This is a genomic window from Pseudomonas syringae pv. coryli str. NCPPB 4273, from assembly GCF_000972175.1.
Lineage (GTDB): Bacteria > Pseudomonadota > Gammaproteobacteria > Pseudomonadales > Pseudomonadaceae > Aquipseudomonas > Aquipseudomonas syringae.
On the sequence record NZ_AWQP01000028.1, the window covers coordinates 41,350 to 54,404 of the forward strand.

General features: G+C 58.0%; 13 protein-coding genes. 4 read left to right on the plus strand and 9 right to left on the minus strand.

All coding sequences use genetic code 11. The features are described from left to right. Position 1 precedes the first annotated feature (1 nt). Together P406_RS13860 and P406_RS13865 are read left to right on the plus strand one after the other, a co-directional pair. A complete protein-coding gene (locus P406_RS13860; protein WP_003313535.1) occupies positions 2-628 on the plus strand; it encodes a glutathione S-transferase family protein in 627 nt (208 codons plus the stop codon). 2 nt (positions 629-630) lie between these two features. Beyond that, positions 631-1,581: a Nudix family hydrolase gene (locus tag P406_RS13865; protein WP_046236486.1), complete on the plus strand. Its 951-nt coding sequence runs from the start codon at positions 631-633 to the stop codon at positions 1,579-1,581. Positions 1,582-1,843: 262 nt separating this feature from the next. Here the strand turns inward: P406_RS13865 and P406_RS13870 are convergent, their stop codons facing one another. From P406_RS13870 to P406_RS13880, 3 genes are read right to left on the minus strand one after another with little or no spacing between them, the layout of a single operon-like run. Then, positions 1,844-2,422: a cob(I)yrinic acid a,c-diamide adenosyltransferase gene (locus P406_RS13870; RefSeq protein ID WP_046236487.1), complete on the minus strand. Its 579-nt coding sequence runs from the start codon at positions 2,420-2,422 to the stop codon at positions 1,844-1,846. Between the two features lie 15 nt (positions 2,423-2,437). After that, positions 2,438-4,474, minus strand: a complete 2,037-nt coding sequence (locus P406_RS13875) for a sensor histidine kinase (protein ID WP_003418768.1) — start codon at positions 4,472-4,474, stop codon at positions 2,438-2,440. Positions 4,475-4,518: 44 nt separating this feature from the next. Continuing rightward, positions 4,519-5,442, minus strand: coding sequence for a putative 2-dehydropantoate 2-reductase (locus tag P406_RS13880; protein ID WP_046236488.1), 924 nt, complete (start codon positions 5,440-5,442; stop codon positions 4,519-4,521). A 166-nt stretch (positions 5,443-5,608) separates the two neighbouring features. Between P406_RS13880 and P406_RS13885 the strand changes: the two genes are divergently transcribed. Then, positions 5,609-6,088, plus strand: coding sequence for a YajQ family cyclic di-GMP-binding protein (locus P406_RS13885; RefSeq protein ID WP_003304827.1), 480 nt, complete (start codon positions 5,609-5,611; stop codon positions 6,086-6,088). Between the two features lie 121 nt (positions 6,089-6,209). Further along, positions 6,210-7,040: a mechanosensitive ion channel family protein gene (locus P406_RS13890; protein ID WP_003395337.1), complete on the plus strand. Its 831-nt coding sequence runs from the start codon at positions 6,210-6,212 to the stop codon at positions 7,038-7,040. 133 nt (positions 7,041-7,173) lie between these two features. On the opposite strand, the gene P406_RS13895 is transcribed toward P406_RS13890, so the two are convergent. The 6 genes from P406_RS13895 to P406_RS13920 form a co-directional block, all read right to left on the minus strand. After that, on the minus strand, positions 7,174-7,827 hold the full coding sequence (locus P406_RS13895; protein ID WP_046236489.1) for a DUF2931 family protein: 654 nt from the start codon (positions 7,825-7,827) through the stop codon (positions 7,174-7,176). Positions 7,828-7,923: 96 nt separating this feature from the next. Then, complete coding sequence (locus P406_RS13900; protein WP_046236490.1) at positions 7,924-8,577, minus strand: DUF2931 family protein; 654 nt, start codon at positions 8,575-8,577, stop codon at positions 7,924-7,926. A gap of 96 nt (positions 8,578-8,673) precedes the next feature. Next, entirely contained in the window at positions 8,674-9,327 is a 654-nt protein-coding gene (locus P406_RS13905; protein ID WP_046236491.1) for a DUF2931 family protein, read from the minus strand. Positions 9,328-9,423: 96 nt separating this feature from the next. Further along, the gene (locus P406_RS13910) at positions 9,424-10,077 is read right to left on the minus strand and encodes a DUF2931 family protein (RefSeq protein ID WP_046236492.1); all 654 of its coding nucleotides are present in this window, start codon (positions 10,075-10,077) and stop codon (positions 9,424-9,426) included. A 96-nt stretch (positions 10,078-10,173) separates the two neighbouring features. After that, complete coding sequence (locus tag P406_RS13915; protein ID WP_046236493.1) at positions 10,174-10,827, minus strand: DUF2931 family protein; 654 nt, start codon at positions 10,825-10,827, stop codon at positions 10,174-10,176. Continuing rightward, positions 10,820-13,055: bacteriophage T4 gp5 trimerization domain-containing protein (locus tag P406_RS13920; RefSeq protein WP_046236494.1), on the minus strand; the 2,236-nt coding region annotated here is incomplete at its 5' end. The genes P406_RS13915 and P406_RS13920, both read right to left, overlap by 8 nt.

Genomic DNA, 13,055 nt, shown 5'->3' on the forward strand with positions numbered 1-13,055 from the left:
CATGAGCCTGCATCTGATTATCGGCGACAAACGCTACTCCTCCTGGTCGCTGCGTCCCTGGCTGGTGCTGGAAATGACCGGTGCTCCGTTCACCGATCAGGTCATCCGCCTGAACCAGCCTGACACCCGCGCGAACATTCTCAAGTATTCACCCACCGGCAAGGTCCCTGCGCTGCAGTGCGAGCACGGCACGATCATCGATTCGCTGGCCATTTGCGAATACCTGGTCGAACGTTTTCCGGACGCTGGCCTGTGGCCAAGTGACACCGCTGCGCGTGCCCAGGCACGTTCTGCCTGCGCGCAGATGCACAGCGGCTTTGTCAGCCTGCGTTCGAACATGCCGATGGACCTGCGCCAGGATCAGGCACTGGAAGTGATTCCGGTCGATACCCAGAACGACATCGACCGTATCGTCGAACTGTGGGCCGAATGCCGCACTGCGGCGGCCGAAAGCGGTCCGTTTCTGTTCGGTAAGCCGAGCATTGCCGACGCGTTCTTTGCCCCGGTAGCCATTCGCCTGCGCAGTTACCGTGTCGAGTTGCCTGAAGAAGCGCTGAAGTACATCGAAACCATTTACCAGTGGCCTGCCTTCAAACGCTGGCAGCAGGCCGGTCTGGAGGAGTCCTGATCGTGAAACGAGTTCATGTGGCCGCCGCCGTCATTCGTGGCGCTGACGGCAGCGTATTGATTGCCCGGCGTGCCGACACTCAGCATCAAGGCGGCCTCTGGGAGTTTCCTGGCGGCAAGGTCGAGGAGGGCGAGACCGTCCAGGCCGCGCTCGCACGTGAACTGCAGGAAGAGCTGGGTATCCTGGTGACGGCGGCACGTCCGCTGATCAAGGTCTGTCACGACTATCCGGACAAGCAGGTGCTGCTGGACGTCTGGGAAGTCTCGGCCTTCACTGGCCAGGCGCATGGTGCAGAAGGGCAGCCGCTGGTCTGGGCCAGCCCGCGTGAGCTGGCCAATTATGACTTTCCGGCCGCCAATCAGCCGATCGTCGCGGCGGCACGTTTGCCCGGCGAGTACCTGATCACCCCTGAGGGGCTGGACAATATCGAGCTGTTGCGCGGTATGCAGAAAGCCATCGCAGGCGGCATCAAGCTGGTCCAGTTACGTGCACCGGGTGGTTACGACCCGAAGTACCGTGACCTGGCCGTGGATGCGGCGGGCCTGTGTGCCGGCAAGGCGCAGCTCATGCTCAAAGGGCCTCTGGAGTGGCTGGGCGACTTTCCGTCCGCCGGCTGGCACCTGACGGCGGAGCAACTGCGCAAGTACGCCAGTCGCGGGCGTCCGTTCCCTGAGAACCGCTGGCTGGCTGCGTCGTGCCATAACGCCGAAGAGCTGGCTTTGGCCGAGCAGATGGGCGTGGATTTCGTCACCCTGTCGCCCGTTCAGCCAACCCTGACCCACCCCGATGCGCAACCGCTGGGCTGGCAGCAGGCAACGCAACTGATTGCAGATTTCAACAGGCCGGCCTTTCTGCTGGGCGGCGTAGGTCCTGCCGAGCGCCAACAGGCCTGGGAGAGCGGCGCACAGGGCGTGGCCGGGATTCGCGCGTTCTGGCCTGACGAGATCGTCTGACGCTCAGCAGAGGACGCAGAGCGTCCAGAACGGCATGCCCACGCGGAGTAACTAGCGTTATACACAAGTCTGCTCTTGATTCTGGCCGCAGGCCGTGGGAACGAGCTTGCTCGCGAAGAGGCCAGTAAAACCCCTGAAAATGGGGCGTCTGGACCGATGTCTTCGTGAGCCCGCCTCGCTCACTCCCGCAAGACCTATACCTAACGCCAGGACGCTGGCGTGAGGATGTCTTCTGTGATGCTCCGTTTAATGGATATGCCCATCAAACCGGCTTGGGCGCGGGCTGCCAAAGGATCTCGGCAATGCCCTGTCTTCTGGCGATCAATCGGGCGGCGACGAACAGCAGGTCCGACAGCCTGTTGATATACGCCAGCCCTGCGCCTTCCAACGGCTCGACGGCATTCAGATGCTGACAGCGACGTTCTGCACTGCGCGCCAGGCTACGGCAGATGTGCGCCTGGGCGATCAGCGATGAACCGCCAGGCAAAATGAAATTCTCCAGTGGCCCCAGTTCGTCATTCCAGACATCAATGGCGGCCTCCAGTCGCTCGACCTCGGCTTCGTTCAGCGCCTTGTAGGTCGGCATGGCCAGTTCACCGCCCAGATCGAACAGACGGTGCTGGCAGGGTGCAAGTACCTCGATCACTTCGTTGAGGGCCGGGACGCGCTGAGCTTCATCGATCAGCCCCGCCAGCAACAGTCCCAGCTGGCTGTTGAGCGTATCGACCTCACCGATGGCCTCGACGCGCGGATGATCCTTGGAGACCCGACGGCCATCGCCCAGACCGGTTTCACCGGCATCGCCAGTGCGCGTGTAAATCTTCGACAAACGAAAGCCCATTGATGCGATTCCTGATCAGGATTTTGAAATGACCTGCTGCTGAACGCTCACCTGGTTGGCTACCAGCGGTAAACGCAGCGTAAAGCAGGTGCCTGTGCCGAGAGAGGAATGTACCTCCATCTGGCCTTTGTGGTTGTTGGTGACAATGAAGTAGGACACTGACAGGCCCAGTCCGGTGCCCTGGCCGATTTCCTTGGTGGTGAAAAACGGCTCGAACGTACGCTTGCGGATGTTCTCCGACATGCCGATGCCGTTGTCCTCGACCTGAATCTCGGCCCACGGCGGATTGAGGCGCGTGCGCAGGGTAATGCGCCCGGGCTCTTCGCTCTCCGGCCGCTGGTGAATGGCCTGCGCGGCGTTCTTCAGCAGGTTCAGCAGTACCTGCTCCAGCTCGTTGGCAATGCACGGCACCGGACCCAGTTCGGGGTCGAACTGACGGATGATGTGCTGGCCCTTGAAGTCGAAACCGATGGTCAGATCGAAGTCGTTACTGGCGATCTCCACGGCCTGATCGATCAGGGCCGGCAAGTCACAGGGCGATAACTGACGACTGCTCAGGCGGCTGAAATTGAGCATGTGGCTGACGATTTTTGCAGCCCTGGCACCGGCCTGCTGAATGCCGTCGAGCAGTTTCGGCACTTCGCGGCTTTCCAGGTAATGGTTGACCTGCGCCAGATCGACGCCGTCGGCCTCGGCCTGCTCGATGTTCTTCGGCAGTTCCGGGGACAGCCGCCGGCGAATGTTCTGCACGTTGTGCAGGATGGCGCCCAGCGGGTTGTTGATCTCATGCGCCATGCCTGCTGCCAGACCGCCGACGGACAACATTTTTTCCGACTGCACCATCATTTCTTCCAGCGATATGCGCTGGGTGATGTCATCGATCCGGATCACCACGCCGCGCCCGGCATCGCCGGTCAACGGGTAGAACGTCAGCGCGTAGTGGCGGGACTCGTCATTCTTGATCCAGGTCACGCGCTCGATCTTGGTCACGCTATGGCGCTCGACGGTGTGCTTGATCTGCGGCAGAAACGAGCGCATCGGCTCGAAGGCCAGGAAGATCGGCTGGTTCAGCGCTTCGTCCAGGGTCGTCCCGGACAAGGCCGTCGCCTCCTGATTCCACTGGGTGACGTACAGCTGTTCGTCCAATGCGATCATCGCCGAGGGCATCGAGTCGATGATGCTGTTGAGGTAGTTCTGGAAGCCGGTGAGCTTCTTCTCGATCTTGCTGCGCACCTGGACTTCCAGCTCCAGCTTGCGGTTGGTGTGGCGGGTTTCCTCGGCCAGCCCCTGAGCCTGATCGTAGGCTTCCTGCGAGTCGTCGCGCGCGCGCTTGAGTTGCTGTTCGCGTGCTTCGATACGCGACAGCATGGTGTTGAACGCCTCGGCCAGGCTGCCGATTTCATCCTCGTTACCGGGTTCTGCGCGCAGTGCATAGTTCTCTTCGCGGGTCACCTGCCGGGACAGTTCTTCCAGTTGGTAAATGGGTTCGGTGATCAGGCGCCGAATCTGTCGCGCTACCACCAGCCACAGCAGCACGCTGAACACCAGAATGCCCAGGCTGGCGGTCAGCGTGCCGGTGTAGAACGCAGGAGGCAGCTCGCTGCTGGCAACCAGCAACAAGTGCCCTGGCGGCTCATCGCCCTTCGGTACGGTAATGACCTGCGTGCTGCGAAATTCGGTCAGGCGCCAGTTGTCCATGTCTTTGAAGTGTCTGGGCAGCTCAAGGCTTTCGCCCTGATGCATCTGTTCAAGCCGCTCGCCGTCATTGTCATACAGGGCTGCGGCGCGCAACGGCCCGTAGCTTCTCAGCTCCTTGAGCAGCGCGCGTGCCTCGTCCGGCGAGTACAAGGCCCGCTCGTTGAGGTTGGCGCTGCTGATCAGTCGGCCGATGGTCTGCAGGGCCTGCGGAGCCATCGCCTCCTGAGAGATGTAATAGGCCGCGCTGATGAAGGTCAGGTTGGCGACCAGCAGCACGGTGGTCATCAGGACCAGCAGGGCGGCCAGCAGTTTCTGGCCGACGGGCAGGTTTTCCAGGCGTTGGCGCAAGGGCATTGGGCAAGTCGCAGTGGCGGGTGATGCGAGCAGGGTAGCGCGGGCTAGTCGGTACGCAAACCCTTGCTTGCCAGATGAGCGGTCAGACGCGTCTGCAAATGCTGCAGGTGCGGTGCCGGGCAGCCATGACGCGCTGCGGCTGCGCATGCGTAACCCAGCAGGTAGCTGATTTCGGTGCGTCGCCCGTGAAGCACATCCTGATACATGGACGAGTAGTTGGCGGCGGTCGCCTGGATGACCCGCAGCACGTCCGCATGCAATTCCTGCGCAGCCGCTGGCTGGCCGCAGCGGCCCAGCAAATCGCTCAGCTCGGCGCACAGCGTGGCGACCTCGCAGGCGTGCTCGAGCAGGCCACCATTACGGCAGTCGTGCAGCACCGTCAGCGGGTTGACCGCGCAGTTGATCGCCAGCTTGCGCCACAGGCGGGTCAGGATGTCCGGCGTCCATTCGTGGGGAATGCCACTGTCGTGCAAATCCTGCACAAGCGCGGGGGCTGTCGGGTCGGATACATCACCAAGCCAGTTGAAACCGTGGCCAGCGAACCTGACGCGCCAGTCCGACTCCAGAAACGCGCCTTCGGTGCTGGAGGCGAACAGGCAGCGCGCCTGGGGGACTCGCGCCGCCACTGCGTCCTGGCTGCCCAGGCCGTTCTGCAACAGGATGACGTCGGCCTGCGCCGTCAATCGCGGAGCCAGCAGAGCGACAGCCTGCTCGGCCTCGTAAGCCTTGCAGGCCACCAGCAGCCGTTCGATGGGCTGTCGATGGTCGGCGGTCTGCGCTTCGACCGGGTACGCATGGGCAATATCGTTCTCGACCAGCGTCACGCAGCTGCCATTGGCTTGATAGGCGGCCAGCCGATCCGCGTTGCGAAGGATCAACCGAACCGGCAGATTCGCGCGTGCCAGTCGCGTCGCCCAGAGACTGCCCAGGCTGCCCGCACCGAGAACATGCCATGTCACCGCCTTCACAGCGGCACGTTATGGCGCTGAAGCGGTCTGCAGAAGATGAAAACAAGGATGTGCATGGAAGGCTCACAGTGAACGCCGGAAAAGTCTCGTTATAATGAGCGTTCTTTCACACCGTCAAGTCATGCGTGCCCGAATTGTGCGCACGCCGTTTATCTGGAGAACATACATGCCCTCGTTCGACGTAGTGTCCGAATTGGATAAACACGAAGTCACGAATGCCGTCGACAACGCTATCAAAGAGCTGGACCGTCGCTACGACCTCAAAGGCAAAGGCACGTTCGAGTTCAAGGAACTGACTGTCACGCTGACCGCAGAAGCAGACTTCCAGCTGGAGGCCATGATCGAAATCCTCAAGCTGGCGCTGGTCAAACGCAAGATCGACGCGAAGTGCCTCGAGATCAAGGACGCTTATGCTTCCGGCAAATTGATGAAGCAGGAAGTCATCCTGCGTGAAGGCATCGACAAGGAGCTGGCGAAGAAAATCGTCGCTCACATCAAGGAAGCCAAACTCAAGGTCCAGGCCGCCATTCAGGGCGAGCAGGTGCGGGTGACCGGCAAGAAGCGCGACGACCTGCAAGAAGCCATCGCGGCGCTGCGTGCCTACGATTCGGGCATGCCGTTGCAATTCAACAACTTCCGCGACTGATCGTTGCATTGAAAGCCGGGGAACCCTGCGTTCCCCCGCCAGTCCGAATCGCCCTGAGCATTGAAATGACGGCAGGCCGCCGTGGTTTTGATCGCAGTTCGTGACGAGTAAGGAGATAACGATGGATTTAAACGCAGAAGTCGGTCATCTGTGGCAAGCATCGCAGGCCTGGATTCCGATGATCATGGAGTACGGCAGCCGCTTGCTGCTGGCAGTCGTCACACTGTGTGTAGGCTGGTGGCTGATCAACCGGCTGACCGGCAAACTGGGCGCCTTGCTGGCCTTGCGACACGCCGATCTGGCCTTGCAGGGCTTCGTCAGCAACCTGGCCAACGTCATTCTGAAAATCCTGCTGGTGGTCAGCGTCGCGTCGATGATCGGCGTGGAAACCACCTCGTTCGTGGCGGCGATCGGTGCGGCCGGTCTGGCGATCGGTCTGGCCCTGCAAGGCAGCCTGGCGAACTTCGCCGGTGGCGTACTGATTCTGTTGTTCCGCCCGTTCCGTATCGGTGACTGGATCGAAGCCCAGGGTGTGTCGGGAACCGTCGACAACATCCAGATCTTCCACACCGTGCTGCGCACCGGCGACAACCGTACCGTGATCATTCCCAACGGCAACCTGTCCAACGGCATCATCACCAACACCAACCGACAGCCGACCCGCAAGATCACCTTCGACATCGGCGTCAGCCACGATGCCGATCTCAAGAAGGCCTTGCAGGTCCTGCTGGACATGGCCGATGACCCGCGCGTACTCAAGGACCCGGCCCCCCAGGCTGTCGTGGCAGCGCTGGGGGAGAACGCGATTACCTTGTCCCTGCGCGTCTGGACCAGCAGTGGCGACATGGGCGACGTGACGTCGATGTTCAACATCGAAGCACGCGACCGCCTGAAGGACGCAGGCATCGAGATCCCACTGCCGCAACGGATTGTGCGGGTGGTTCAGGAATAGTGGTTTGTGCGGTATGACAAAGCCCTGGCTCGTGAGAGTCGGGGCTTTTTTAGTTGCAGTGTCCAGCGAAAGGCGATTTCGAAAACAGCACAATGGCCCTACGCATCCATGATGCTTAAGGGCCGGCACTGACCTACTTCCAAGAGTCGTACGGCACACCAAACTTCTCGACATAGGCTTTGGAAACTGCTGAAAGGGGCCGATGGTGGCCACCATACTTACCTTCATACGGGCCGCGCGGATCAATCACGGCTTTTATCGTAGTCACCTCGATAGGTGTCATGCAGGGACCGGTTACCGATACTTTGGCAATGCCTCCGGGAACCAGCCTTATACCTATTGCCTCACGATATCCGGTGATCCATTGCGCATCGGCCGCGCAGAACACTTTCTCCCCCTTGCGCATAAGCTCCCGGGTCGCCTCGGGTATTTTAATCACCATCTGGTAGGTTTGCGGCTCGACCAGTGATTGCCAACGGACATAGATCTGTTTGGGCAAGTCAGCCCCTGTCACGTACTTGCCCTTACCCCAACCTGCTCTTTTCGGCCAGCCTCGGGGATCGCCGGAGTTGTTGGGGGGCGTTAGTATTGCAGCGTTGCCACTCATCGCACGTGGATATACCTGGTCCTTGATATCGACCACATCCGCCGATTCGATCCAGACTTCCATGTAAGCGGGAGCAGAAAATCCCAAGCGCCAGGCTTTATAGGGCATTGACTGGCTATTGGCAAAGGTGCAGCCACTGAGCAAAAAAACGACAAAAATGATACGTATAAAATTACTCATTTGGATGCACCGTGCGCACAGAGTTTTCGTCTGATCGATTAAAGATGTGACGTGCCAGCCCTTCGCATCCAGGATGCTTAAAGGGCCATCACTGATCTACTTCCAAGAGTCGTACGGCACACCAAACTTCTCGATATAGGCTTTGGAGACATTGGAGGGAGGGTCGTACTCACCACCAGACTTACCTTCATACGGGCCGCGCGGATCAATAACGGCTTTTACCGTAGCCACCTCGATTGATGTCATGCAGGCGCCGCCTACCCAGACTTTGGCGATACCTCCAGGAGCCAGCCTTATACCGATCGAATCACGATAACCGGTGATCCATTCTCCACCAAATGAACAGAAAGCCTTTTCCCCTTTGCGCATGAGCTCCCGGGTCGCCTCAGGGATTTTAATCACCATCTGGTAGGTTTGCGGCTCGACCAGCGACTGCCAGCGGACATAAATCTGTTTGGGCAAGTCGGCCCCTGTTACATTCTTACCGCTGCCGAGGGCTATTCTTTTTGGCCAACCTCGCGGGTCGCCGGAGTTATTGGGAGGATTTAACATAGAGGCAACTCCACTCATCGCACGTGGATATATGTGTTCCTGAATATCGACGACATCGGCTGTTTCGATCCAGACTTCCATGTAAGCGGGGGCAGAGAACCCCAGATACCAGGATTTGTAAGGCATTGAACTACTGCTAGCAAATGTGCAGCCACTGAGCAGAAAAACGACAAAAGTGATACGTATAAAATCAATCATTTGGATGCACCGTGCGCACAGAGTTTTCGTCTGGTCGATTAAAGATGTGACGTGCCAGCCCTTCGCATCCAGGATGATAAAAGTGCCAGCACTGACCTACTTCCACGAGTCGTACGGCACACCAAACTTTTCGACATAGGCTTTGGAAACTGCTGAAAGGGGCCGGTAGTGGCCACCAGACTTACCTTCATACGGACCGCGCGGATCAATCACGGCGTGTACCGTAGTCACCTCGACCGGTGTCATGCAGGCGCCGCCTACCCAGACCCTGGCGATACCTCCGGGAGCCAGCCTTATACCGATCGAATCACGATAACCGGTGATCCATTCTCCACCAAATGAACAGAAAGCCTTTTCCTCTTTGCGCATGAGCTCACTGGTCGCCTCGGGGATTTTAATCACCATCTGGTAGGTTTGCGGTTCTGCCAGCGATTGCCAGCGGACATAGATCTGTTTGGGCAAGTCCGCCCCTGTTACGTGCTTACCTTTACCTATGCCGGCTCTTTTCGGCCAGCCACGTGGATCGCCAGTGTTGTTGGGGGGAGTTGATATTGACGCATTGCCACTCATCGCACGTGGGTATATCTGGTCCTGAATATCGACAACATCGGCTGTTTCGATCCAGACCTCCATATAGTCGGGAACCGAGAACCCTAGGTACCAGGATTTGTAAGGCATGGACTGGCTACTGGCGAAAGTACAGCCACTGAGCAGAAACGCGGCAAACGCGATACGTATAAAATCAATCATTTGGATGCACCGTGCGCACAGAGTTTTCGTCTGATAGATTAAAGATGTGACGTGCCAGCCCTTCGCATCCAGGATGCTTAAAGGGCCATCACTGATCTACTTCCAAGAGTCGTACGGCACACCAAACTTCTCGACATAGGCTTTGGAGACTGCTGAAAGGGGTCGGTAGTGGCCACCAGACTTACCTTCATACGGGCCGCGCGGATCAATAATAGCTTTTACCGTAGCCACCTCGATCGGTGTCATGCAGCCGCCGCCTACCCAGACTTTGGCAATGCCTCCGGGTGCCAGTCTTATGCCGATTGAACTACGATAACCCGTGATCCATTTCCCATCAGCCTCGCAGAACACTTTCTCCCCCTTACGCATGATCTCTCGAGTGGCCTCGGGGATTTTTATCACCAACTGGTAGGTTTGCGGTTCGACCAGTGATTGCCAGCGGACATAGATCTGTTGCGGCAAGTTGGCCCCTAGTACTCGTTTTCCGCTGCCGATGACCCCTCTTTTCGGCCAGCCTCGTGGATCACCGGTGTTGTTAGGGGTCCTTATCATTGACGCAATGCCACTCATTGCGCGTGGATACATATGATTCTGAATGTCGACGACATCAGCGGTTTCGATCCAGACTTCCATATAGGCAGGAGCCGAGAACCCCAGCATCCATGCTTTATAGGGCATTGACTGACTACTGGCGAAAGTACAACCACCGAGCAGAAGCGCGGCAAGCGCGATACGGATAAAATTACTCATTAGGATGCACCGTGCGCACAGAGTTTTCGTCTGGTCGATTAAAGATGTGACGTGCCAGCCCTTCGCATCTAGGATGCTTAAAGGGCTATCGCTGATCTACTTCCAAGAGTCGTACGGCACACCAAACTTCTCAATATAGGCTTTGGATACATCGGAAAGAGAGTCGTACTTACCACCAGACTTACCTTCATACGGACCGCGCGGATCAATCACGGCGTGTACCGTAGTCACCTCGACCGGTGTCATGCAGGCGCCGCCTACCCAGACTTTGGCAATACCTCCGGGGACTAGCGTTACGCCGATTGAATTACGATAACCCGTGATCCATTTCCCATCAAATGCACAGAACACTTTTTCGCCCTTGCGCATAAGCTCCCTGGTCGCCTCGGGGATTTTAATCACCATCTGGTAGGTTTGCGGTTCGGCCAGTGATTGCCAACGGACATAGATCTGTTTGGGCAAGTCGGCCCCTGTTACGTGCTTACCTTTACCTATGCCGGCTCTTTTCGGCCAGCCACGTGGATCGCCTGAGTTGTTGGGGGGAGTTGATATTGACGCGGTACCACTCATCGCGCGTGGGTATAACTGTTCCTGAATATCGACAACATCGGCTGTTTCGATCCAGACCTCCATATAGTCGGGAACCGAGAACCCCAGGTACCAGGATTTGTAAGGCATGGACTGGCTACTGGCGAAAGTACAGCCACTGAGCAGAAACGCGGCAAGCGCGATACGTATAAAATTAATCATTTGGATGCACCGTGCGTACAGAGTTTTCGTCTGGTCGATTAATGAAGATAACGTTCAGGTCGCTATTGTTAAGATTTTTAGCAGCGTTCCAGTTATCCGAGATATGAACATAACGGTGAAACAGCAGTTCCTCCTCCTGCGAGGTTAGCCCGGTTGTCTTGCTTTTCCCTTGAGTGTAGGCCATCAATTTTTCGGAGATGGGAACGAGCTCCGCAGGTAACGAAAGTCTTGGATCGTCCTCCGGAACTTGTCGGAAAGGCACCCCATTTTCCACGGCCAGTTCGCGCATGATCCGAAAGTAGATCAAGGACAGATCACCGCGGACTTCGCGCTGGCTGCTTACGGCGGCATACACGTGTTTCATGTCTTTGCGGTTGTCTCTGTCGGTATTACGAAACGGCACTTCCCACGTGCGGATTTCCAACGGAAGGTTATAGGGGGCCAGTTGGTCTTGAAGCCGTCTCAAGTCCTGCTGGGCAAGCTTGTAACTGTTGGCTTCAGCGAAAGACGTCATTTCTTCGACCGCGGTTTTACGCGGCTTGCTGAGCAGGATGCGCTCCATCGCCTTGGGTAAATAGCCGCCGCCCAGGTCTGAGTGCGCGCCAGGCAGGACGATATCGGCCGATCCGAGACTGTTGAGGGCAAAGTTATAACGGCGTTCATTGCGAGCGACCAACTGGACGACTTTGTGGGCCGCGTCTGGCGCCAGATGAATGTTAATGCCGGGGTTATAAGCGTTATTACCCGTCCAGTCCCCCTTCAGCGGATTGGCAATGGCCGCGACCGTGTCGTAAACGCCAATGAAATTGATGGAAAAATCGATATGCGGCTTCCAGGCAAAGCTGTCCACTAACCCTGGAGTGCCAGCGGGGATCGCCTTAGCCAGAATGCTTCCTTCGCCCTTGAGGACTTCATTGGCAAAATCCCTGGCTGCGGCAGCACCACGGCTGAAGCCGAAAATATCGAACTCGATTTTCGCCACGCGCTTATCGGGGTTGTTGCCTTGAAATGTTCGTATAGCCTCAAGAATAAGCGGCGGGGTTTCTTCAACTCGCGCCCGGACGCCCTGCACCCCCATACCCGTGCCTTGCGAAAAGGTGGAATCTCCTGCGGTACTGCTGGTTCCGATCCCGTCCAAATAAACGGACAGGTTTGCGGTTTTGGCGTCAATCGGAAGTGTTATGTTCCGCTGGTCTACGTAAAGGTCATACAGCCGGGCGACGTTGCTGACGTCATTGCCATAACTGTTATCCGGGCTGCTTCCCTTGCCGTCAAAACCATGAGCCGCACAGAACTGACGAATATCTTCAGCGGCTTCCTCCAGGTTCACGTCTGACGCAAAGCAGCCAAACGCCCGCTCACTGTTGGTGCGGTTGTTGCCCGTCCCGTCAAAGAACATCCCGATTCGCAAGGTGATCTCTTCCAGCTCAACCTCTTCTTCCTCTTCCTCAAGCTCCTCTTCCGCCGGCGCCTGGGCACTGAGCTCTCCCACGGGGGGCGGACTCAGTAATTGCCCCGCAATGGCTGCGCCAGCGGCCCCCGGAACGAGTGGAGTCAGAATACCGATCCCGGTCCCGACACCTGCAGAACCTCCTGTATTGACCTTCACCTCGGGACCGCTGATTGTCACGCCACCGGCGTCCAGCTTGACGAAGCTGCCACCTGCCTTGGCGGTCAGTTCCACTCCGGCCTCAATCACCACCTTGTCGCCCGCGTGGTAGTGAATCTCCGTACCGGCTTCTACAAACTGCGCGATGCCGATTTTCACGTGCCGGGTCGCGCCGACGGTCAGGTGGTCATCTGCTCGTGCTTCAGTCTTGCGGTCCAGGTGCGTGATCCGATGTTCTTCCACCTTGAACTCGCTGAACACATCGGCCTCGACCGTGTCATGCCGCTCATTGCCGATGTGGATCTTCTGGTCATGCTCGATGTTTTCATCCCAGTCGCGCTGGGCGTGCAGGTAGATCTGTTCCGCACCTTTCTTGTCTTCGATACGAAACTCGTTGTAGCCCTTGCCGCCCGGTGAGCTGAGCGTCTTGAAGGTGCTGCGGGTCTTGTTCGCCGGCAGGTCGTAGGGAACGACGTTTTCCTTGTGAAACAGACAGCCGCTGATCAGCGGTTGGTCGGGGTCGCCTTCAAGGAAGGTGACGAGCACTTCCATACCCACGCGTGGAGTGGCGATGCCACCGTAGGCATTTCCGGCCCAGCCAGTGGCGACGCGCAGCCAC

Excerpts from the sequence above, each read along its gene's own strand:
- P406_RS13860 (WP_003313535.1), top strand. The coding sequence starts at position 2 with ATGAGCCTGCATCTGATTATCGGCGACAAACGCTACTCCTCCTGGTCG.
- P406_RS13870 (WP_046236487.1), bottom strand. The coding sequence starts at position 2,422 with ATGGGCTTTCGTTTGTCGAAGATTTACACGCGCACTGGCGATGCCGGT.
- P406_RS13875 (WP_003418768.1), bottom strand. The coding sequence starts at position 4,474 with ATGCCCTTGCGCCAACGCCTGGAAAACCTGCCCGTCGGCCAGAAACTG.
- P406_RS13885 (WP_003304827.1), top strand. The coding sequence starts at position 5,609 with ATGCCCTCGTTCGACGTAGTGTCCGAATTGGATAAACACGAAGTCACG.
- P406_RS13890 (WP_003395337.1), top strand. The coding sequence starts at position 6,210 with ATGGATTTAAACGCAGAAGTCGGTCATCTGTGGCAAGCATCGCAGGCC.
- P406_RS13895 (WP_046236489.1), bottom strand. The coding sequence starts at position 7,827 with ATGAGTAATTTTATACGTATCATTTTTGTCGTTTTTTTGCTCAGTGGC.
- P406_RS13900 (WP_046236490.1), bottom strand. The coding sequence starts at position 8,577 with ATGATTGATTTTATACGTATCACTTTTGTCGTTTTTCTGCTCAGTGGC.
- P406_RS13905 (WP_046236491.1), bottom strand. The coding sequence starts at position 9,327 with ATGATTGATTTTATACGTATCGCGTTTGCCGCGTTTCTGCTCAGTGGC.
- P406_RS13910 (WP_046236492.1), bottom strand. The coding sequence starts at position 10,077 with ATGAGTAATTTTATCCGTATCGCGCTTGCCGCGCTTCTGCTCGGTGGT.
- P406_RS13915 (WP_046236493.1), bottom strand. The coding sequence starts at position 10,827 with ATGATTAATTTTATACGTATCGCGCTTGCCGCGTTTCTGCTCAGTGGC.